The organism is Nocardioides sp., assembly GCF_025964975.1.
GTDB lineage: Bacteria > Actinomycetota > Actinomycetes > Propionibacteriales > Nocardioidaceae > Nocardioides.
Genome location: NZ_JAOPXV010000202.1, coordinates 1 through 20,821, shown reverse-complemented (window position 1 = coordinate 20,821; position 20,821 = coordinate 1). Strand labels below are relative to the sequence as shown.

19 protein-coding genes and 1 pseudogene are annotated in these 20,821 nt (G+C 70.3%); 6 read left to right on the top strand and 14 right to left on the bottom strand.

Annotation, left to right across the window (positions count from 1 at the left end):
• The coding region (locus JWN68_RS15745) for a methyltransferase domain-containing protein (protein WP_297740599.1) at window positions 1-536 on the top strand (536 nt) is incomplete at its 5' end.
• Between the two features lie 7 nt (window positions 537-543).
• On the opposite strand, the gene JWN68_RS15740 is transcribed toward JWN68_RS15745, so the two are convergent.
• Window positions 544-1,824, bottom strand: a complete 1,281-nt coding sequence (locus JWN68_RS15740; RefSeq protein ID WP_297740596.1) for an acetyl-CoA C-acetyltransferase — start codon at window positions 1,822-1,824, stop codon at window positions 544-546.
• 196 nt (window positions 1,825-2,020) lie between these two features.
• On the opposite strand from JWN68_RS15740, the gene JWN68_RS15735 reads away from it, so the two are divergent.
• Window positions 2,021-3,355 carry a 3-oxoacyl-ACP reductase gene (locus JWN68_RS15735; RefSeq protein ID WP_297740594.1) on the top strand — a complete coding sequence of 445 codons (1,335 nt, stop codon included), beginning with the start codon at window positions 2,021-2,023 and terminating at the stop codon, window positions 3,353-3,355.
• Entirely contained in the window at window positions 3,355-4,251 is an 897-nt protein-coding gene (locus JWN68_RS15730; protein ID WP_297740592.1) for a MaoC/PaaZ C-terminal domain-containing protein, read from the top strand. The genes JWN68_RS15735 and JWN68_RS15730 overlap by 1 nt, the downstream gene beginning before the upstream one ends.
• Before the next feature lie 27 nt (window positions 4,252-4,278).
• Here JWN68_RS15730 and JWN68_RS15725 read toward each other — a convergent pair whose 3' ends face one another.
• From JWN68_RS15725 to JWN68_RS15715, 3 genes are all read right to left on the bottom strand, one after another.
• Window positions 4,279-5,574, bottom strand: coding sequence for a M23 family metallopeptidase (locus JWN68_RS15725; protein ID WP_297740590.1), 1,296 nt, complete (start codon window positions 5,572-5,574; stop codon window positions 4,279-4,281).
• Window positions 5,575-5,723: 149 nt separating this feature from the next.
• A complete protein-coding gene (locus JWN68_RS15720) occupies window positions 5,724-6,623 on the bottom strand; it encodes an acyl-CoA thioesterase II (protein WP_297740588.1) in 900 nt (299 codons plus the stop codon).
• On the bottom strand, window positions 6,623-7,558 hold the full coding sequence (locus tag JWN68_RS15715) for a PAC2 family protein (protein ID WP_297740586.1): 936 nt from the start codon (window positions 7,556-7,558) through the stop codon (window positions 6,623-6,625). Before JWN68_RS15715 ends, JWN68_RS15720 begins: the two co-directional genes overlap by 1 nt.
• 147 nt (window positions 7,559-7,705) lie before the next feature.
• On the opposite strand from JWN68_RS15715, the gene JWN68_RS15710 reads away from it, so the two are divergent.
• From JWN68_RS15710 to JWN68_RS15700, 3 genes are all read left to right on the top strand, one after another.
• On the top strand, window positions 7,706-8,917 hold the full coding sequence (locus tag JWN68_RS15710) for a thiolase family protein (protein WP_297740584.1): 1,212 nt from the start codon (window positions 7,706-7,708) through the stop codon (window positions 8,915-8,917).
• A complete protein-coding gene (locus tag JWN68_RS15705) occupies window positions 8,914-10,998 on the top strand; it encodes a 3-hydroxyacyl-CoA dehydrogenase NAD-binding domain-containing protein (protein ID WP_297740582.1) in 2,085 nt (694 codons plus the stop codon). Before JWN68_RS15710 ends, JWN68_RS15705 begins: the two co-directional genes overlap by 4 nt.
• A gap of 137 nt (window positions 10,999-11,135) precedes the next feature.
• Entirely contained in the window at window positions 11,136-11,942 is an 807-nt protein-coding gene (locus JWN68_RS15700) for an endo alpha-1,4 polygalactosaminidase (protein WP_297740579.1), read from the top strand.
• An 11-nt stretch (window positions 11,943-11,953) separates the two neighbouring features.
• Here JWN68_RS15700 and JWN68_RS15695 read toward each other — a convergent pair whose 3' ends face one another.
• The 10 genes and pseudogenes from JWN68_RS15695 to JWN68_RS15650 form a co-directional block, all read right to left on the bottom strand.
• A complete protein-coding gene (locus JWN68_RS15695) occupies window positions 11,954-13,228 on the bottom strand; it encodes a hypothetical protein (RefSeq protein ID WP_297740577.1) in 1,275 nt (424 codons plus the stop codon).
• Entirely contained in the window at window positions 13,209-15,113 is a 1,905-nt protein-coding gene (dxs, locus tag JWN68_RS15690; protein WP_297740575.1) for a 1-deoxy-D-xylulose-5-phosphate synthase, read from the bottom strand. The genes JWN68_RS15695 and dxs overlap by 20 nt, the downstream gene beginning before the upstream one ends.
• Before the next feature lie 10 nt (window positions 15,114-15,123).
• Window positions 15,124-16,044, bottom strand: a complete 921-nt coding sequence (locus JWN68_RS15685; RefSeq protein ID WP_297740573.1) for an SMP-30/gluconolactonase/LRE family protein — start codon at window positions 16,042-16,044, stop codon at window positions 15,124-15,126.
• The gene (locus JWN68_RS15680; RefSeq protein ID WP_297740571.1) at window positions 16,041-16,259 is read right to left on the bottom strand and encodes an NUDIX domain-containing protein; all 219 of its coding nucleotides are present in this window, start codon (window positions 16,257-16,259) and stop codon (window positions 16,041-16,043) included. The genes JWN68_RS15685 and JWN68_RS15680 overlap by 4 nt, the downstream gene beginning before the upstream one ends.
• Window positions 16,260-16,381: 122 nt before the next feature.
• Window positions 16,382-16,714: a hypothetical protein gene (locus JWN68_RS15675; RefSeq protein WP_297740569.1), complete on the bottom strand. Its 333-nt coding sequence runs from the start codon at window positions 16,712-16,714 to the stop codon at window positions 16,382-16,384.
• A 90-nt stretch (window positions 16,715-16,804) separates the two neighbouring features.
• Window positions 16,805-17,209 (bottom strand): YjbQ family protein, encoded by a 405-nt coding sequence (locus JWN68_RS15670; protein ID WP_297740567.1) that lies wholly within the window; start codon window positions 17,207-17,209, stop codon window positions 16,805-16,807.
• Window positions 17,199-17,504 carry a thiamine-binding protein gene (locus JWN68_RS15665; RefSeq protein ID WP_297740565.1) on the bottom strand — a complete coding sequence of 102 codons (306 nt, stop codon included), beginning with the start codon at window positions 17,502-17,504 and terminating at the stop codon, window positions 17,199-17,201. The genes JWN68_RS15670 and JWN68_RS15665 overlap by 11 nt, the downstream gene beginning before the upstream one ends.
• Before the next feature lie 22 nt (window positions 17,505-17,526).
• Window positions 17,527-17,999 (bottom strand): annotated as a pseudogene (locus JWN68_RS15660) (DUF3105 domain-containing protein).
• Between the two features lie 103 nt (window positions 18,000-18,102).
• Window positions 18,103-18,600 carry a hypothetical protein gene (locus JWN68_RS15655; RefSeq protein ID WP_297740563.1) on the bottom strand — a complete coding sequence of 166 codons (498 nt, stop codon included), beginning with the start codon at window positions 18,598-18,600 and terminating at the stop codon, window positions 18,103-18,105.
• A gap of 96 nt (window positions 18,601-18,696) precedes the next feature.
• Window positions 18,697-20,821: aconitate hydratase (locus tag JWN68_RS15650; protein ID WP_297740561.1), on the bottom strand; the 2,125-nt coding region annotated here is incomplete at its 5' end.

Sequence of the window (20,821 nt, the reverse complement as noted above, 5' to 3'; positions counted from 1 at the left end):
CCCTCGTCCACCTCCTCCAGCGCGAGGAGGCCGACCGACCGGACCGGGTCCGTCGGGCCATCGACCTCGGCTGCGGTCGCGGCCTCAACACCAAGCTCCTGCTCGACCGCGGCTGGGACGCCATGGGGGTCGACAACGTCCGCCAGGCCGTGGACACCGCGGTCCGGCGCAACGGACTCGACGACGCCCGGTTCGTCATCGCAGACGTCCGGCACCTGGTCCACTCCGGCGTGGGCTCGGGCTTCGACCTCTTCCTCGACATGGGCTGCTTCCAGAGCCTCGACGACGCCGGCCGCACGCTCATGGCGGGCGGCGTCACCGAGCTCGCCGAGCCCGACGCCACGGTGCTCGTGCGCACGGGTGGCGCCAGGGCGTGGCCCGTACGTCCCAAGGACGCGCTGCAGCGTGATCTCGAGCGTGCCTACCGGGGCTGGAACGTCAGCGCCGTGACCGGCGCCGGAGCAGCCGCCGCGCCCTCACCCGCGCGGACCTCGGGCGGCAACCGCGGCGAGTGGTTCCGGCTCACCCGCCCCTGACCGGGCGTCAGCGCTCGAGGATCGCCACGACTCCCTGGCCGCCGGCGGCGCAGATCGAGATCAGCCCCCGGCCGGACCCCTTCTCGGCCAACTGGTGGGCCAGCGAACTGATGATCCGGCCTCCGGTGGCGGCGAAGGGGTGGGCTGCGGCGAGCGAGGACCCGTTGACGTTGAGCTTGTCGCGGTCGATGGAGCCCAGGGGCGCGCCGAGTCCCAGCCGCTCCTTGCAGAAGACCGGGTCCTCCCACGCGGCCAGCGTCGCCAGCACCTGCGAGGCGAAGGCCTCGTGGATCTCGTAGTAGTCGAAGTCCTGCAGCGTCAGCCCGGCGCGCTCGAGCATCCGGGGTACGGCGTAGGCGGGCGCCATCAGCAGCCCCTCGGCCCCGTTGACGTAGTCGACCGAGGCCGTCTCGGACTCGGTGAGGTAGGCCAGGACGGGCAGGTCGCGCTCGGCCGCCCAGTCCTCGGAGGCGAGCAGCACCGCCGAGGCACCGTCGCTGAGGGGGGTGGAGTTGCCGGCGGTCATCGTCGCGGCCTCGCCCCGGCCGAAGACCGGCTTGAGCTGGGAGAGCTTCTCGACGGTGGAGTCGGGCCGGAGGTTGTTGTCTCGCTCGACGCCGCGGAACGGGGTGATCTGGTCGTCGAAGAAGCCGCGGTCGTAGGCCGCGGCCATCTTCTGGTGCGACGCCGCAGCCAGCTCGTCCTGCGCCTCACGGCTGATGCGCCAGTCGATCGCCGTCAGCGCGGCGTGCTCACCCATCGACAGGCCCGTGCGCGGCTCGCCGTTCTGCGGGACGTCGAGGCCGATGTCGCCGGGGCGGATCGCACCGAGGGCCTTGAGCCGGCTGACGGTGTCCTTGGCGGAGTTGACCTTCATCAGCTTCTTGCGCAGCTTGTCGCTGATCGCCACCGGCGCGTCCGACGTGGTGTCGGTGCCACCGGCGATTCCCGAGTCGATCTGGCCGAGCGCGATCTTGTTCGCCACCTGGATGGCCGCCTGCAGCCCCGTGCCGCAGGCCTGCTGGATGTCGGTGGCCGGCGTCTCGGCTGCCAGCCGAGACCCCAGCACCGACTCGCGCGCGAGGTTGAAGTCGCGGGCGTGCTTCAGCACGGCACCGGCGACCACCTCACCGACGACCTGGCCCTCGAGGCCGAATCGGGTGACCAGCCCGTCGATCGTGGCCGTCAGCATCTCCTGGTTGGAGACGCCGGCATAGACGGTGTTGGACCGGGCAAAGGGGATGCGGTTGCCACCGAGGACGGCGACGCGGCGGGTCTGGGACTGCATGTGTGCTCCTGTGCGTGATGGGAGGGTCCGAGCAGTTGGGGGCTGATCCTGTCAGCGCTCTGCTCCTATCCTTGCTCTGACGTGGGCCGGAGCAAATGCAATGAGCGCCACATCACGATATGTGGACACTGAGTTACACGTCTTGTTACATCGTGCCCACACCGTCTTCCCGTGACCCTTCGGAGGTTCAGCACCCATGAGCGATCGCTACCAGGGCTTCGTCTCCTCGCCCATCGGCAAGATGCTGGCGAAGAACCTCGGCCTGCCGAGCCCCACCCCCCTCGAGCGGTACGCCGAAGGTGCACCCCTCGTCCGGGGGACGGTCCTCGTCGGCGGCGACGGGCGGCTGACGGTCCAGCTGCCGGGCGTCCTCGATGACCTGGGGGTGAACTCGACGACCGAACCGGCCGACGACGAGACGTACAAGGCGCTGGTCTTCGACGCCACGGGCATCACCGAGACCACCGGCCTGGTGGCGTTGCAGGAGTTCTTCTCTCCCCTGATGCGCCGCCTCGACACGTGCCCACGCGTCGTCGTGCTGGGCACCACGCCCGAGTCCGTCGAGGGGTCCGAGCGGGTCGCCCAGCGCGCCCTCGAGGGCTTCACCCGCTCGCTCGGCAAGGAGATCGGCCGCGGCGGCACCGTGCAGCTGGTCTATGTGTCCCCGGGGGCGGAGGCCGCGATCGCCTCGACACTTGCCTTCCTGCTCTCGCCCAAGTCGGCCTACGTGTCCGGCCAGGTCGTCCGCATCGGCGCCCACGGCGAGCAGGAGGCCGCGCCGGTCCCCGACTGGACCCGCCCGCTCGAGGGCAAGGTCGCCCTTGTCACCGGTGCCAGCCGGGGCATCGGCGAGCAGATCGCCCGGGTGCTGCACCGCGACGGGGCGAAGGTCGTCGGCGTCGACGTACCCCAGGCCGCCAGCGAGCTCCAGGCCCTGATGAGGGAGCTCGACGGCGACCACCTCAGCCTCGACATCACCGCCAAGGACGCGCCGCAGCGCATCGCCCACCACCTGAAGACCGGGCACGGCGGGGTCGACATCGTCGTGCACAACGCCGGCATCACCCGGGACAGGAAGCTCGCCAACATGGCCGAGGACCGCTGGGCGAGCGTGATCGGGGTCAACCTCACCGCGCCCGAGCGGATCACCCGCGCACTGCTCGACGAGGCGGTCATCGGTGACAACGGCCGGATCATCGGCGTCGCCTCGATCGCGGGCATCGCCGGCAACGTCGGGCAGACCAACTACGCCGCCTCCAAGGCAGGCGTGATCGGGCTGGTGGAGTCGCTCGCCGACGACGTCGACCGCGGCATCACCATCAACGCCGTGGCCCCGGGCTTCATCATCACCGCCATGACCGCGGCGGTGCCGTTCGCCACCCGCGAGGTCGGCCAGCGTCTCAACGCCATGAGCCAGGGTGGGCTGCCGGTCGATGTCGCCGAGGCGATCGCGTGGTTCGCGTCCCCCGGGTCGACGGCCGTCAACGGCAACGTGGTCCGCGTCTGCGGCCAGATGATGCTGGGCGCCTGATGGCCGCCGCATTCCCGGGACCCGTCAAGCAGGTGGACGGGGAGCCCAACGGGCTGACGACTCTGCTGAAGGCCGCGCTACCTGCCGTGCCGGGCGTCAACCTGCTGCCCGGCATCCGGAAGTCGCCGCCCGAGGACTTCGCCGGGCTGTCCTACGCCCGCACTGGGGTCACGGCGACCCGTGCCGGCGTCGAGAGGTATGCCGATGTGTGCCGCTTCCCCCGCAAGGACACCGTGCCGCTGCCCTACCCGCACCTGTTGGCGTTCCCGCTCCACATGGCGATCATGAGCGAGGGGGCCTTCCCCTACCAGCCGATCGGCATGGTGCACCTGGAGAACGTCATCACCGGCCACCGCCCGATCGGCGTCGGGGAGGTACTGGAGGTGGCGACGGCAGTGGGCGCGCCCCGGGCGCACGCGAAGGGAGCCCTGCTCGACTTCGTCACGACCGTCTCGAGCAGCGACGAGGTGGTGTGGGAGTCGACGTCGACCTACCTGCGTCGGGGCGCGAAGCCCGCCGGTGACACCGATGCCGGCCTCGTCATCGACAACTCGCCGAGCGGCGGCGTCGAGTGGCGGCTCCCGGGCGATCTCGGGCGGACCTACGCAGCCGTCTCGGGCGACCACAACCCGATCCACCTCTACCCGCTGACGGCCCGGGCGCTGGGGTTCCCCCGGCAGATCGCGCACGGTATGTGGACCCTCGCCCGCAGCATCGCCGCCATCGAGAACCGGCTGCCCGACGCCGTCAGCGTCGAGGTCGCGTTCAGGAAGCCGGTCTTCCTGCCGGGGACCGTCGCGTTCACGGACCGTGCGGACGGCGGCACGCACACGTTCGCGCTGACCAACCCCAAGGACAGGTCGCCGCACCTGCTCGGTCGCGCGACTCCAGCCTGAGCAGACCTCAGCCTGCCCGAGCACATCTCAGCGGCGGGGCAGGCCGAACTGCACGGTCGCCACGCTCAACCGAGCGGCCGTCGGCGCGACGGTCACGACCGGCGGGGTCGGCGCCGGGAACTGCACCAGCGCCTGGGTGAAGGTCGCCGTGCCTGGGGTCCAGACCCCGAGGTCCGTGGCGCCGTTGCCGTCCCAGTCCCCGGTGACCGGCAGGTCGCCCGGAACGCCCAGCACGAGCTGGGCTGTCTGGACCTGGGCGTTCGCGTCGACGAGCCGCATCGTGAACGTGGCGGTCGCCAGGTCGAAGACCCCGAGGTCCGTGACGCCGTTGCCGTCCCAGTCGCCGGTGACCGGCAGGTCGTCGGTGTCGCCGAGCAGCACGCTCACCGACGTCCCGTCCGCTCCACGCTGGTGGAAGGTGCCGGCGGCGGCGCGGTAGACGCCGATCTCGTCCGTGCCGTTGCCGTCCCAGTCACCCGAGATCGCCCGGTCGGACACGAGCCCGAAGCGCACCTTCACGACTCCTGTCGTGGTCTGCAGGCGGAACTTCGCCTGCTTCGGGCGCCAGGTGCCGAGGTTGACGGCGCCGTCGCCGTCCCAGTCGCCGACGACCGGCTCGTCGGTCGACTTCCCGAACGGAAGGACTCGCTCGCCCGCCGGTTCCTTGACCACGAAGGAAGACTTCTTGCCGCGGCGATAGACCGCGACCTCGGAGCCGGCGTCGCCGGAGAAGTTCCCGGCGAGCGGCACGTCGACGCAGTTGTAGGAGGTCAGCCCGCCGTAGACGTAGGGCACGCCCTGGAAGGAGGCGGCGATCACGGAGGTGCCGGACCGCTGCTCGAAGTGCAGGTGCGCTCCGTGCGAGTTGCCGGTGTTGCCGACCGTGCCGATGGTGGCGCCCTGGTCGACGTACTGGCCCAGGGTGACGGTGACGGCGTTGAGGTGGGCGTAGATCGAGCTCTCGCCGTTCTGGTGGTCGATGACGACCTGGTGGCCGTAGCTCCGGGTGCTGGTCGTGTCCGCCTTGGTCACGACCCCGGAGGCGGACGCCACGACGGCGTCGTCCTCGTCGGCGGTCCGGTTCCAGTCGATGGACCGGATGGAGGGCGTGTGGCTGCCGCGCGTGGACCCGGTCCATGTCTGTCCGCAGGGGAACGGCATCTGGTGCGGTGTGAGGGGTACGGCATGGGCGACCGAGCCGGTGAAGAGCGCGAGCGCCAGCCCGGCCATCGCGACCAGGGACATGGACGGCAGGCGGTGCCGGACGCGCCGGAGCACGGGCCGGAGCAGGGGCCGGAGCAGGGGTCGAGACAGGGGGTTCACGGCGCGGTCTTCACTCTTTCGCGAAATGGGGAACAGAAAGCGTGTCGACCGAGCCGGGGAAGAGTCACAGGCGCCACACGAGTGATCACACGTAACCACGCCGACGGCGTGTCTGTTCGCGAAATGCCGAGAAAAACAGGGATTCGGTGCTAGTCGTCCAAGGAGGCAGCAGGCCCAGTGGTCTCGGTGGTCCGGTCGCGGTGCCGGATCAGCCCCTCCTGCGCGACCGTCGCCACGAGCGTGCCGTCCTCGGTGTAGACGCTGGCCGTGGCCAGTCCCCGGCCGCCGACCGCCGCAGGCGACATCTGGTCATAGAGCCACCACCGGTCGGCCCGGAACGGCCGGTGGAACCAGACGGTGTGGTCGAGGGAGGCCATCTGCAGGCCCGGCGTCCCGAAGTGCACGCCGTGCGGCACCAGCGCGGCGCCCAGGAGCGTCAGGTCACTGGCGTAGGTGAACGCCGCCTGGTGGGTCAACGGGTCGTCGCCGAGGTCCCCGGCCACCCGGATCCATAGCTGGGCGCGTGCCGGGTGCAGCGGGTCCTCGGGCAGGCCGATGGCCGACGTGCCGAGGTAGCGGACGTCGAGGGCCGCCCACTCACGCTGCCACTCCTCGGCGGCGCCGGCGCCGCTGCGGCGGGCCAGGTCGACCATCGGGACGCCCTGGTCCGGTGCGACGACCTCGGGCATCTGGTTCTGGTGCTCGTAGCCGTCCTCGGGCTGCTGGAAGTTCGCCGTGAGGTAGTAGATCGGGCGGCCGTGCTGGCGCGCCATCACCCGGCGGGTCGCGAACGACCGCCCGTCGCGGATCCGCTCCACGTCGTAGACGATCGGCACAGCCGGGTCTCCCGGACGCAGGAAGTAGGAGTGCAGGGAGTGCATGACGTAGGCGTCGTCGACGCTGCGGTTGGCGGCCATCACCGACTGGGCGGCGACCTGGCCGCCGAAGACCCGCTGCCGCCCGGTGGTGGCCTGGAGACCGCGGAAGAGGTCGGCGTCGAGCTCCTCCAGCACCAGCAGGGCGACGAGCTCCTCGGCCGAGCCGGCCATCAGCGCTCCTGCCCGTCGTCGTCACGCGGGTCGAGACCGGCAAGGAACTGCTCGAACTGCCGCCCGATCTCCTCGCCCGTGGGCATGGGCTGGTCGTCGGCAAGGAGCGAGGACCCGGCGTCCTCGGAGGCACGGAACGCGTCGTACTGCTGCTCGAGCCCGTGCACCACCTCGCTCACCTCCTGGTGGGTCTCGAGGTAGTTGGTGATCTCGGTCTCGGTGATCTCGGCTGCCTCCCGGACGTCGGTGAGGTCGATGGTCAGGCGGCCCCCGAGCTCGAGCTGCTCGAGCAGCACGAGGGCTGCCTGGGGATACTCCATCTGCGCGAGGTAGTGCGGGATGTGGGCGACGAAGCCCAGCGCAGCATGTCCCCACTCCCCCAGCCGGATCTCGAGCAGGGCCTGGGCGCTGGCCGGCACCCTCAGCTCGCCGCTCCAGGGGCTCGGACCGCTGACCAGCTCGGGCTGGTTGGCGTGCGGGGTGACGGCGATGGGGCGCGTGTGGGGCACGGCCATGGGTACGGCGCCCAGGCTGACCACGCGGCGTACGCCGAAGCGCTCGACCACCTCGCGCACCGCCCGGGCAAATCCCTCCCAGCGGATGTCGGGCTCGGGACCGCGGAGCAGCAGGAAGGGCGTGCCACCGGTGTCGCGCAGCGCTCGTACCACCAGGCGGGGCGCTTCGTAGTCGGCGTAGTGGTCGCGGACGAACGAGACGGGTGGTCGCCGGGCGCGGTAGTCGTGGAGCGAGTCGACGTCGAAGGTGGCGACGACGCGACCCTCGCCCAGGCTCTCGAGGTGCTGGACCGCCAGCTCGGCCGCCTTGCCCGCGTCGAGGAAGCCGGAGAGCACGACGACCAGCGTGAGCTCGGAGGCGTCGTCGAGCTCCGCGCCGGACTCGTCGACGATGTGCACGAGACGGGAGGGTTCTGGCATGCCCCCCAGCCTAGTGACGTCGCGACCGCGGCCGGCACCGCGTGACCTCACAGTGACTGGGCACACAGCGCAGGGACTGTCGGGGATTGTTACTGAGGGGTAACCTTGCCGGCGTCCCACTCGTGTCCCGTCCCACCAGGAGCTCATGTGCCCCGTCAACTGCGAGAGGTCGTCTTCGTCGACGGCGTACGCACCCCGTTCGGCAAGGCGAAGGGGCAGTACGCCGAGACGCGCGCCGACGACCTCGTCATCAAGTGCATCCGCGAGCTCATGCGCCGCAACCCCTCACTCCCGCCCGAGCGGGTCGACGAGGTCGCGATCGCCGCGACCACCCAGATCGGCGACCAGGGCTTGACCATCGGCCGCACCGCAGCGCTGCTCGCCGGCCTGCCGCAGAGCGTGCCGGGCTTCGCCATCGACCGCATGTGTGCGGGCGCGATGACCGCTGTGACCACCACGGCCGCCGGCATCGCCTTCGGCGCCTATGACGTCGTCATCGCCGGCGGGGTCGAGCACATGGGTCGCCACCCGATGGGCGAGGGGGTCGACCCGAACCCGCGGATCATCTCGGAGAAGATCGTCGACCCCGAGGCGCTGTCCATGGGCAACACGGCCGAGAACCTCCACGACCGCTACCCCACGATCACCAAGCAGCGCGCCGACGCCTACGCCGTGCGCTCCCAGGCCAAGACCGTCGCCGCCTACGACGCCGGCAAGCTCCAGCCCCACCTCGTACCTGTCGCCACGCGCAGCGCCGATGCCGGCTGGGGTCTCGCGACCACCGACGAGCCCGTCCGTGCCGGCACGACGATGGAGTCGCTCGCCGGGCTCAAGACCCCGTTCCGCTCCCACGGCCGGGTGACGGCCGGCAACGCGGCCGGGATCAACGACGGAGCGACCGCTGCCCTCCTCGCCGACGAGGAGACCGCACGCGAGCTCGGGCTGCCGATCCGCATGCGCCTGGTGTCCTACGCCTTCAGTGGCGTGGAGCCCGAGGTCATGGGTGCCGGTCCCATCCCGGCCACGGAGAAGGCCCTGGCCAAGGCCGGCCTGACCATCGACGACATCGACGCCTTCGAGATCAATGAGGCCTTCGCGGTCCAGGTGCTCTCGCTGCTCGAGCACTACGGCATCGCCGACGACGACGCCCGGGTCAACCCGTACGGCGGCGCGATCGCCATGGGCCACCCGCTGGCCTCGTCCGGCGTCCGCCTGATGACCCAGCTCGCGACGGCGTTCGAAGAGCGCCCCGAGGCCCGCTACGGACTGACGTCCATGTGCGTCGGCATCGGCATGGGCGGCACGGTGATCTGGGAGAACCCGAACTGGACCGGCAACAACACCGAGGAGACCTCGTGAGTATCGATTCCTTGCTCGAGCGCGCACAGGGGCTCACCTCGGACGCCGAGCGCGTGACCGAGGCCAAGCTGCGGACGGTCGCCCTCCCCGGCGGCCGCACCCTTGGTTTGATCACGCTCGACAACGGTGAGGACCACACCAAGCCCAACACCTTCGGCTTCGGTTCGCTGCTCGCTCTCAACACCGCCATCGACGCGGCCCTGGCCGACGACTCGATCGACGCGATCGGCATCACCGGCAAGCCCTTCATCCTGGCAGCGGGCGCCGACCTGACGTCCATCCAGTCCGGTGGGCCCGACGCGGTGCGCACGATCGCCGAGCTCGGCCACGCGGTCTTCCGCAAGCTGGGCGAGCCGGGCGGCAAGCCGTCCTTCGGCTTCATCAACGGCCTCGCCCTCGGCGGCGGCCTCGAGGTCGCGCTGCACTGCACCTACCGCACGGTGATGGACTCGGCTCCAGCGCTCGGACTGCCCGAGGTCATGCTCGGCCTCGTGCCGGGCTGGGGCGGCGCCTACCTCGTCCCTCACCTCGTCGGTGCGGACAAGGCGGTGACCCTTCTTGTCGAGAACCCGCTCAACCAGGGCAAGACCCTCAAGGGCCAGCAAGCCTTCGAGTTCGGTCTGGCCGACGCCGTCTTCGGCGGTGCTGACTTCCTGGAGCAGTCGCTGCTCTGGGCGGCCGCGGTGCTGGCAGGCGAGATCGCCGTCCACCGGGCCGACGTCGACCGCGGTGCCGCCTGGGACGCAGCCGTCGCCCGCGGCGAGAGCATCGTCGCGGCGAAGACCGGTGGGGCATCCCCCGCCGCGAAGCGCGCCGTCGAGCTGATCGCCGCTGCCCGTGACGCCGACCGCGACGCTGGTTTCGCCGCCGAGGATGACGCCCTCGAGGCGATGTCGAAGACCCCGGAGCTGCTCGCCAGCCTCTACTCCTTCGACCTGGTCCAGAAGCGCGCCAAGCGCCCGGCCGGTGCCCCCGACCGCTCGCTGGCCCGCCCCGTCACCAAGGTGGGCATCGTCGGCGCCGGCCTGATGGCCAGCCAGCTGGCCGTGTTGTTCGTACGCCGCCTCAAGGTGCCCGTCGTTCTCACCGACCTCGACCAGGCGCGCGCCGACAAGGGCGTCGCCTACGTGCACGCCGAGCTCGACAAGCTGCTCGCGAAGGGCAGGGCGACGCAGGACAAGACCAACCGCCTCAAGGCGTTGGTCACCGGCTCGATCGACCAGTCGGAGGCCTTTGCCGGCGCCGACTTCGTGATTGAGGCGGTCTTCGAGGAGATGTCGGTCAAGAAGGACGTCTTCAAGGCCGCCGAGAAGGTCGTGTCGCCTGAGTGCGTGCTGGCGACCAACACCTCGTCGCTGTCCATCACCGAGATGGCTGCCGACCTCGAGCACCCCGAGCGGGTCGTGGGCTTCCACTTCTTCAACCCGGTCGCGGTGATGCCCTTGCTCGAGATCGTCAAGGGCGAGCGCACCGACGACGTGACCCTCGCCACCGCCTTCGCCACCGGCAAGGGACTCGGCAAGACCACCATCCTGTGCAAGGACAGCCCGTCCTTCATCGTCAACCGGCTGCTCGGTCGCTTCATGGGCGAGGTAGCGAAGATCGCAGACGAGGGCACTCCGGTGCCGGTCGTCGACTCGGCCTTCGCCGGTATCGCGCCGATGCCGCCCTACGTCCTGCTGTCGCTCGTCGGTCCGGCGATCGCGCTGCACAACAACGAGACGCTCTACCGCGCGTTCCCCGACCGCTTCTACGTCTCGGAGAGCCTCAAGCGCGTCGTCGAGGCGCGCAAGGGGAGCTTCTACGGCCCCGACGGTGAGATCGACCCCGAGGTCGAGGCGCTGCTGGTCAAGCCGGAGACGCCGGCCGTCAAGACGGCTGCAGAGGTCCGTGCGCAGACCCTGTCCGCCCTGGCCGACGAGGCGCGCCGGATGCTCGACGAGGGCGTCGTGGCTGCTCCCGAGGACCTGGACCTGGCCATGATCACCGGCGCCGGCTTCTCCTTCTGGAACGGCGGGCTGACGATGCTCCTCGACACCTCCGGCATCTCGGAGAAGGTCACGGGCAAGCGTTTCCACTGATGCACCGCACCGCCCGACGAGGGCGTCCGACCACAAGGTCGGGCGCCCTCGTTGCGCGAGTACTCCGTCGAGGTGACCATTCCTGACGACATGTTCGTACAGTTGCCGTCACACTGAACGCAGGGTCGGAGGCCTAGATGAAGCGGTGGGTGCTGTGGGCCGTCGTGGCAGCGGTCGTCTCGGTGGTGGGTCCGTCAGCTCAGGCCTCGACCTCTGACGAAGTCGCCACGGCGGTCGAGCTGCCCGCGCCCGGCGTCGACTGGGACTACCAGATCGGCGGATCGTTCCCCCCGGCTGGCAGCGTGGGCGTCGTCTCCCGCGACCGCACGGTGGCTCCGTCATCCGGGGACTACAACATCTGCTACGTCAACGCCTTCCAGACCCAGCCGCACGAACGGGCGTTCTGGGAGCACACCTGGGAGCACTGGGCACTCGTGCTCAAGGACCGCGCCGGTCGGGCGGTGGTCGACGAGTCCTGGGGAGAGTGGCTGCTCGACACCCGGACACCGCGCAAGCGGAGGTCCTTGATGACCGTGGTCGGACCCTGGATCGACGGCTGCGCCGCCGCGGGCTTCCAAGGCGTCGAGTTCGACAACCTCGACTCCTGGGACCGGTCAGCGGGCCTGATCACCCAGCGCGACAACAAGGCCTTCGCCCGGTTGTTGACCGCGCGAGCCCACGCTGCTGGCCTCGCCGCCGGCCAGAAGAACTGGGCCGAGCTCTCCCCCCGAGGACCGGCCCTCGGCTTCGACTTCGCCGTCGCCGAGGAGTGCGGCCGCTACCGCGAGTGCGGGAGCTACGCGGCCGCCTACGCCGATCGGGTCTACGTCGTCGAGTACCGCGGCCAGGACTTCGACCGCGCGTGCCGTCGTTGGGGCTCGCGACTCTCCATCGTCCGCCGCGACGTCGCCGTGACCCCCGGCGGGACCAACAGGCGCTGCTGAACCGGCACTTCTCAGCCGTACGTCGCCACGATCCGCTTCCCCGCTTCCCGGGCCAGCTGCCCGGGACCCAGCTGCAGGGTCTGCTGGAGCACGTCGGCCTGGTCCGCCGGACCCGCCGCGGCGAGCTCGTCGAGCAGGAGCCACAGCATCTCCTCGCCGTACATGTCGACGATCGCCTCGCACGCCCACCACGAGATCCCATAGTGCTCGGCCTGGTCCTCCCCGTTGAAGTCGACGTCGTCCGGCAGCTCGTCCAGTCCCGCCCTGGCGGCGTCGATCGCCTGCTGGCTGATCAGGCGCTGGTGCTCAGGAAGTGCCTGGACCGAGACCCACTCGGCGATCCCCTCGCTGAGCCAGGTCGGCAGGTCGTCGTCGCGGCTGCCGAGCGCGACGTGGGTGAGCTCGTGCCGGATCAACCGCGCAAGCCGCCGGGGATCGCTGTCGAGCATCCGCGGGTGCAGGAGGAAGCGCGTGCTGGCCACGACCCCGTGCTCGCCGCCCGGCGTGGCCGGCACCGGGAACGCGACGGCGTCGAGGGCGTCGGGGTCGCCCCCCGGCAGGTCGTCGAGCGCCTCGAGCATGTCGGTCTCGGACAACGCGTAGACGACCACGTTGCCGGACCACTCGGAGGGCACGACCTGCTGCACCCGGCCGATACCCTCCTCGACGGCACTGATCACGTCCTCAGCCCTGACGGCGCTCTCGTCGTCGAAGACCCCCAGCACCCCCGTACCGATCCTGACCGTGATCGGACCCCGGACCCAGGGTGGGACGGTCACGTCGTTGCGTCGCTCCCAGGCAGGGTCTCGATCGCCGGCGACCAGCATCGCGTCACCGTCGGGGTGACGGGTGAAGTGGAAGCGCGTGGGCCGGACGACCGGCACCTCGTCGTACCCCTCGAGCTGCAGGTGCACCTGGACCACGGCGGCGTACTCCCCGTCAGCGCTGACCAGGGAGCTCGCGTCGAGCCGGTAGGTCAGCACGCCGAGCGGCAGCTGCATGAGGTTGTCGAAGTAGACGCGCTGGCTGGCAACGAAGCGGGGTCGCTCCTGCGCCGTGGTCGCCAGGAAGGCCGCCGCGTCACCAGCCCGGAGCGATCGAGCCCGCTGGTTCAGCACCTGGCGGACCAGTGGGACCACCTCGTCGGCCGCCCGCCCTCCCGACGCTGGGCGCCGGCTGGAGTGGTCCGCGAAGGAGCAGCCGGTCAGGGCCGTCGCGAGCGCCAGGCACAGCCCGGCGAGAGTCGCACGGCGATGGGGTCGTGCGTCAGCGGTGGTGATCGACATCGAGCAGGGCCTGGCCGTCGGCTACCGCGGTCACGTCCTCGACGATGCCGCGCCCGATGGTCTGGGCGTCGAGTCCGATCCTCGCGAGGATGACGTCGCGCTTGGCGTGGTCGAGGAACTCCTGGGGGACGCCGTGGAGGCGGAACGGCGTGGTGACGCCGGCGTCGTTGAGAGTCTGGAGGAGCATCGCTCCGCAGCCGCCCACTCGGCCGTTGTCCTCGATGCTCACGACGAGATCGTGCTCGCGGGCCAGCTCGACGATGGCCGGGTCCACGGGCTTGACCCACCGCGGGTCGACCACGGTGACCCCGATCCCCTGGTCGGTGAGCCGCTGGGCGACGTCGACGGCGACCGTGCACATGGAGCCGACCGCCACGATGAGGACGTCCTGAGCGCCTGTGCGGACCAGGACGTCGGCGCCGCCCGCCTTGCCGACCGGTTCGATGTCTGCGGGCGGAGGCCCCTTGGGGAAGCGCACCACGGTAGGCGCGTCGTCCACGTCCACGGCCTCGTCGAGCAGCTCAGCGAGCCGGGTGACGTCGCGTGGCGCGGCGAGCCGGAGCCCGGGGACGACCTGCAGGATCGACATGTCCCACATGCCGTTGTGGCTGGCCCCGTCGTCACCGGTCACCCCGGAGCGATCGAGGACGAAGGTGACACCGCACTTGTGGAGGGCGACGTCCATAAGTACCTGGTCGAAGGCGCGGTTGAGGAAGGTCGCGTAGACGGCGAAGACCGGGTGGAGGCCACCCATCGCCATCCCGGCTGCAGAGGTGGTGGCGTGCTGCTCGGCGATGCCGACGTCGAAGGTGCGCTCCGGGTACGCCGCAGCGAACTTGTCGAGGCCGACCGGGTGCATCATCGCGGCAGTGATGGCCACGACGTCACTGCGGCGGGCACCGATGTCGACGATCAGCTGGGCGAAGTGGTCGGTCCAGATGAGGCCCTTCGGCTTCTCCGCGCCGGTCTGCACGTCGAAGGGTCCGGGCGCGTGGAACTGGTCCGCCTCGTGCCGCTCGGCCGGGTCGTAGCCGGCGCCCTTGCGGGTGATGGCGTGCACGATCACGGGGCCGTTGAAGCGCTTGGCGTGGGTCAGCGCCTGCTCCATCGCGTCCCGGTCGTGACCGTCCACGGGGCCGACGTACTTCAGGCCCAGGTCCTCGAAGAGTCCCTGGGGGGCCAGGGCGTCCTTCATGCCCTTCTTCACGGCGTGCAGGGCGTCGTAGGTCGCCGAGCCCACGCCCGGGATCGCGTTGAGACGCTTCTTCACGAGGTCGAGCACCTGCTCGTAACGCGGGTTGGTGCGCAGGGTGGTCAGCGCGGTGGCGAGGCCACCGATGGTCGGGGTGTAGGAGCGCTCGTTGTCGTTGACGACGATCACGAGGCGCGAGTCGCCGGCGATCGCGATGTTGTTGAGGGCCTCCCAGGCCATCCCGCCCGTGAGCGCTCCGTCGCCGATGACCGCGACGACGTGCCGGTCCTCGCCCCGCACGCGATAGGCCTTGGCCAGCCCGTCGGCGTACGACAAGGAAGTCGAGGCGTGCGAGTTCTCGACGATGTCGTGGTCGGACTCCGCCTGGCTCGGGTAGCCGCTGAGGCCACCCTCCTGCCGCAGCGTGCCGAACCGCTCGAACCGGCCGGTGACGAGCTTGTGGACGTAGGCCTGGTGGCCGGTGTCGAAGACGACCCGGTCACGCGGTGAGTCGAAGACGCGGTGGATGGCCAGCGTCAGCTCGACCACGCCGAGGTTGGGACCGAGGTGGCCGCTCGTGCGTGCCACCGTGGAGATCATGAGGTCGCGGATCTCCGCCGCGAGCGCGTCCAGCTCGGTTCCATCGAGGGAGCGCAGGTCCTGCGGCGACGTGATCGACTCGAGATGACCCATGTCCGGCAGTCTATTTCATGGGCAAGTCATAGACCGCTATCGCCGGTTCATGCAGGCTGCCCATCCACACCCGACCGTTGTGCTCGCGTACCCCCGTGACCATGTGATAGACCGACTCGGACAGGTCGACGTCGTGCACCAGGGCACCCGTGTCGTCGAAGGCCTGGACCCGGACGGTCTCCTTCGGCTTGGGCTGCAGCTTCTCGGGGATGCGGGTCACGGCCTTGCGGACCCGCAGCGGCGCGGTCTGCAGGCGTTCGACGACTGGGTCCTTCGGAGACGCGATGGTGACCCAGATCAGTCCGTCGGTACCCCGAGCGATGTTGTCGGGATAGCCGGGAAGGTCACGGACCAGGTAGTCGCGCTCACCCGCCCGAGGTCCGGCGAGCCACCGGCGGACCACGGTCCGGGCGCCCGTCTCCGCGACGGCGACGAACTGCTCGTCCGAGCTGAGCGCGACGCCGTTGGCGAAGGCGAGGCCCTCGACCACCACCGTGACCGTGCCGTCGGGGTCGCGGCGCAGGAGCCGGCCGGTGCAGGTGTTCTGGACGAAGTCGGCCTTCCACTGGTCGATCCCGAAGTGCAGGGAGGAGTCGCTGAACCAGATGGTGCCGTCGCCAGCGATGGCGGCGTTGTTGCAGAACCGCATCCTGACCCCGTCGACGTCGGTCACCAGCGTCTCGACCGAGCCGTCGAACATCCGCACCACCAGCAGCCCGGCGAGGGCGTCGCAGACGAGCAGGTCGCCGTTGTCGAAGAGCTCCAGTCCGAGAGGACGACCGCCGGTGTGCGCCACGCGGTCGATGCGACGTCCGTCCGCGGAGAGCCGGACGATGGAGCCGTCATCGGTGCCGGTGAACACGCTGCCATCGGGGGCGACAACGACATCCTCGGCGCCATGGCCAGGGACCGGGTGGACGATGAGGGTCATCTGAGTGCTCCTGCGAGTCGGGGATGGTGGATGGAGTCGAGGACGGTCTCCTCGGCGAGCTCGCGGACCGCAGCCGCGAGGTAGTCCTCGCCGGCCTCGAGCCCTCCGCCCGGCAAGCCCCAGCGGTTGGGGTCGAGCGGCGCGTGCTCGTCGCGCTCCTGCATCAGGATCCAGCCGTGGTCATCGACGACGGCAACAGCCGAGAAGGAGCTCACCCGCCGACCCTAGCGATCCCGGTCCCGAGGCCGTCGCCCCCGCCACACCAGAACGGATCCTTGGACCTGAGTCTTCAGAAGACTCAGGTCCAAGGATCGGCCACCACGTGGCCGAGCAGGTCTCACAGGCGGGCGACGTAGCGCCGTCCGCGTAGCGCGTCCTCGACCAGCCCGACCGATCGCCGCGTGGCCATCAACCGCGCCTCGTCCAGCTGGAAGGTCTGGACCGCGGCGTCGATGACCTCGAGGGTCGCTACGTCCTTGAGGTCCGCGCGGATCTGGCTCAGCCCGCGGCGGCAGGCGGCCTGCTGGGCCTCGACGTGGAGGACCGCGAACCTCGCCAGGACGATGACGTGCCTGCGCAGCCCGGTGTAGCGGCGGTACTCGGCCGGGCACAGGTCGAGCAGCCAACTGGCGGCCGTGGCCTCCCAGTCGGGCGCGTCCGGGGGACGCACGTCGCGAGGCCAACCGGGCGGTGCGAGGTGCCTCATCATTCCAGTCTGGATCGCACACACGTTCGAGTCAATCCGAACGGAGGACGCCTCTCAACCCTGCAGGAACGAGAATCGGGCGTCCCGCTCGGCGTTGTCGACGTTCAGGTCGACCAGGCAGATGCTCTGCCACGTGCCGAGCGCGAGCCGCCCGTCCAGGACCGGCACGGAGGCGTACGGCGCAACGATGCCCGGCATGACGTGCGAGCGGCCGTGCCCAGGTGAGCCGTGGCGGTGCCGCCAGCGGTCGTCCGCCGGCAGCAGGTCGCCCAAGGCGGCCAGCAGGTCGTCGTCGGACCCCGAGCCGGTCTCGAGAATCGCCAGACCCGCCGTCGCGTGCGGCACGAAGACGTGCACCAGCCCGTCCCCGCGACCGGCAACGAACGCGGCCACGTCGCCGGTCAGGTCGAGGACGACCTCCCTGTCGCCGGTGCGGTAGGAGTGGACCTCACTCTCCACCGGCCAGGGCCTCCTCGATCCGCTCGACCTTCGCGGTGAGCTGCCCGTCGTAGCCGCGACGGATGTCGGCCTTGAGCACGAGTCCGACGCGCGGAGACACCTCGGCGACGACGTCGACGGCGCGCTTCACCACCGCCATCACCTCGTCCCACTCCCCCTCGATCTCGGTGAACATCGAGCTCGTCCGGTTGGGCAACCCGGACTCTCGGACGACTCGCACGGCGGCGGCGACGGCCTCGGTGACCGACCCGGACGGGTCGCTGGACATGGGCGCGATCGAGATGGCAACGAGCATGCGACCACCGTAGCGACCGCGGTCAGACGCCGACGCCCGGCTCCGGCACCTCGCCGGTGGGGTCGGTGGTGCCGCCGCTGCACGAGGCACCGAACTCCTGCGCGGTGTGCCCGTCTCCGTACTCCTCGAGGAAGAGGGCCAGCCGTGGGTCGCCAGCGCGCTCCAGGGCAAGCTGGGCCCCCCAGACGGTCACCACCACGGCACTGGGCAAGCCCTCGTACGGCGACATGATCCCGTGGCCCGGCAACTCTCGACGAGCGCGTCGACCTCGCGCTCCGGCAGCGTGGGGTCGTAGGTGATCCACACGGTGCCGTGCTCGAGGTCGTGGACGGCGTTCTCGTCCCGGACCGGCTCCTCGTAGGCGCCATACTCCAGCCAGACCGGCGCGTGCGCCCCGCCGGCTGGCGGCGTCTGGGGGTAGTCGAGGTCGTCGAGGGCGTGGGTGCGGTCGGTGATGTCGTAGATCTGGACGCCCGACAGGTCGACCGGCGTCACGAGTTGCTCGACGGTCGGCTCGGTCACCGCGTCACGCTACCGGCGGGGCGGAACGCCTGGAGCAGCAGGGAGGTCGGCACGAGCAAGGACTCGATGAGGGCGATCATCGAGTGGCGAGCGCGGCCCGCACCTCTGCCGCGCGGGCGTCGAGCTCCTTGCCCGGCGTCGGGGGCAGCATGTCGGCCCAGGCGGCGAGGTTGGAGCCGCGCAGCTGGAGCACGCCCAAGGGCCGCGCCAGCAGCGTCACCGACAGGTGACCGGTCCCGTTCTCCCACTTGTTGACGTGCACGTTGCCGATGCCCTCGAGGGCGCGCAGGGCGGCGTACGTGCGACCGATCAGACGACCCAGCTCGACGTGGCCGTCGTCGTCGAGGTCGTCGAGCGGCTCGTGCGTGCGCGAGACGATGTTGGCCACGAACGGCAGGTTGGTGCCGTCGGGTCGGATCACCGCGAGCCGCTCGCCCGTGTGGAGGACGAGGTCCGCCGGGTCCAACGCAGCGCACGTCTTGCAGTCGGCCGGCGCCTTGCGACGGTCCGGCTCGGGGTCGGCGTGCGCGGTGAGCGGTCGGGCCCGCAGTCCCTCTCGCTCGAACGGGAACACGTCCCACTCCGCCATCACGCCGAGCGGCAGGCGGCCGTCGTCACCGACGGCCGCCTGCGCGCGGTCCAGGAAGTTCCGACCGAGCTCGTGTACGGCTCAGGCCTTGAGCAGGTTGCGCAGGACGTACTGCATGATCCCGCCGTGGCGGTAGTAGTTCGCCTCGCCCGGGGTGTCGATGCGGACGACCGCGTCGAACTCCGTGTCACCAGCCTTGACCTTGACGGTCCGGGGCGTGGTGCCGTCGTTGAGCTCGGTGATGCCGGTGATCGCGAACTCCTCCTCGCCCGTCAGGCCGAGCGACTCCGCGGTCTCGCCCTGAGGGAACTGGAGCGGGATCACCCCCATTCCAATGAGGTTGGAGCGGTGGATCCGCTCGTAGGACTCGGCGATGACCGCCTTGACCCCGAGCAGCGAAGTGCCCTTGGCCGCCCAGTCGCGCGACGAGCCGGAGCCGTACTCCTTGCCTGCCAGGACGACGAGCGGGGTGCCCGCCTCCAGGTAGTGCTCGGAGGCCTCGAACACGCTCGTGACGTCGCCGTCTGCCGTGAAGTCGCGCGTCACGCCACCTTCGGTGCCGGGCGCCAGTTGGTTGCGCAGCCGGATGTTGGCGAAGGTGCCGCGGATCATGACCTCGTGGTTGCCTCGGCGTGAGCCGTAGGAGTTGAAGTCACGGTGCCCGACGCCGCGCTCGGCGAGGTAGCGACCGGCCGGGCTGTCCTTCTTGATCGCACCGGCGGGGCTGATGTGGTCGGTGGTGACCGAGTCACCCAGCTTCAGGAGCACGCGGGCGCCTTCGATGTCCGCCACCGGGGCGGGCTCGTCAGGCATGCCGTCGAAGTAGGGAGGACGCCGGACGTAGGTCGAGTCCTCGTCCCAGGCGAACGTGTCGCCCTCCGGGGTCGGCAGCGAGCGCCACATCTCGTCGCCGGCGAAGACGTCCTGGTAGCTCTCGTCGAACATGTCGGAGTTGATCGCGGCGGCGACGACCTCCTCCACCTCCTGCGCGCTCGGCCAGATGTCGCGCATGAAGACGTCGTTGCCGTCCTGGTCCTGACCCAGCGGGTCGTTGAACAGGTCGACGTCCATGGACCCCGCCAGCGCATACGCGACCACCAGGGGTGGCGAGGCGAGGTAGTTCATCTTGACGTCGGGGTTGATGCGACCCTCGAAGTTGCGGTTGCCCGACAGCACCGAGACGACCGCGAGGTCACCCTCGTTGACGGCCTGGCTGACCTCGGGGATCAGCGGGCCGGAGTTGCCGATGCAGGTCGTGCAGCCGTAGCCGACGAGGTTGAAGCCCAGCTTGTCGAGGTACGGCGTCAGGCCGGACTTCTCGTAGTAGTCGGAGACCACCTTGGAACCGGGAGCGAGCGTGGTCTTGACCCACGGCTTGCGCTGCAGCCCCTTCTCCACGGCCTTCTTCGCGAGCAGCGCAGCACCGATCATCACCGACGGGTTGGAGGTGTTGGTGCACGAGGTGATCGCGGCGATCGCCACGGCGCCGTGGTCGAGCTCGAACTGCGTGCCGTCCTCGAGCGTGACCGTGACGGGGTTGCTCGGACGGCCGCCCGACGCTGCGGCGGCATGGTCGTGCCAGTCGTCCGGGGCGCCGCTGCCGTTGCCGCCACCGCCCCCGCTGTTGGAGGCGGGCGCGTCGCTGGAGGGGAAGGACTCGGCCGATGCCTCATCCACCTTGGACTGGACGCCTTCGGGCTGCTCCTGTTGGGGCACTCCCGGCTTGCGGTCCTCGCCACCGGTGACGCCCTCGCTGACGTAGTCGGCCAGGGCTGCGCGGAACGCCGGCTTGGCCTCGGACAGCGAGACCCGGTCCTGGGGACGCTTCGGGCCGGCGAGGCTGGGAACGACCGTGGAGACGTCGAGCTCGAGCCGCTCGGAGTAGCGCGGCTCAGCGTCAGGGTCGTGCCAGAGGCCCTGCTCCTTGGCGTAGGCCTCGACCAGCGCGAGCTGCTCGGCCGGGCGTCCGGTCAGGCGCAGGTAGTCGATGGTCTGCTCGTCGATGGGGAAGACGGCGATGGTCGAGCCGAACTCGGGGCTCATGTTGCCGATCGTGGCGCGGTTGGCCAGCGGCAGTGCCGAGACCCCCGGGCCGTAGAACTCGACGAAGTCGCCGACGACTCCGTGCTTGCGGAGCATCTCGGTGTTGGTGAGCACCTGGTCCGTGTCGGTAGCGCCCTCGGGCAGGTCGCCGTTAAGCTTGTAG

Excerpts from the sequence above, each read along its gene's own strand:
- JWN68_RS15740 (WP_297740596.1), bottom strand. The coding sequence starts at position 1,824 with ATGCAGTCCCAGACCCGCCGCGTCGCCGTCCTCGGTGGCAACCGCATC.
- JWN68_RS15735 (WP_297740594.1), top strand. The coding sequence starts at position 2,021 with ATGAGCGATCGCTACCAGGGCTTCGTCTCCTCGCCCATCGGCAAGATG.
- JWN68_RS15730 (WP_297740592.1), top strand. The coding sequence starts at position 3,355 with ATGGCCGCCGCATTCCCGGGACCCGTCAAGCAGGTGGACGGGGAGCCC.
- JWN68_RS15720 (WP_297740588.1), bottom strand. The coding sequence starts at position 6,623 with ATGGCCGGCTCGGCCGAGGAGCTCGTCGCCCTGCTGGTGCTGGAGGAG.
- JWN68_RS15715 (WP_297740586.1), bottom strand. The coding sequence starts at position 7,558 with ATGCCAGAACCCTCCCGTCTCGTGCACATCGTCGACGAGTCCGGCGCG.
- JWN68_RS15700 (WP_297740579.1), top strand. The coding sequence starts at position 11,136 with ATGAAGCGGTGGGTGCTGTGGGCCGTCGTGGCAGCGGTCGTCTCGGTG.
- JWN68_RS15695 (WP_297740577.1), bottom strand. The coding sequence starts at position 13,228 with ATGTCGATCACCACCGCTGACGCACGACCCCATCGCCGTGCGACTCTC.
- dxs (WP_297740575.1), bottom strand. The coding sequence starts at position 15,113 with ATGGGTCATCTCGAGTCGATCACGTCGCCGCAGGACCTGCGCTCCCTC.
- JWN68_RS15685 (WP_297740573.1), bottom strand. The coding sequence starts at position 16,044 with ATGACCCTCATCGTCCACCCGGTCCCTGGCCATGGCGCCGAGGATGTC.
- JWN68_RS15665 (WP_297740565.1), bottom strand. The coding sequence starts at position 17,504 with ATGCTCGTTGCCATCTCGATCGCGCCCATGTCCAGCGACCCGTCCGGG.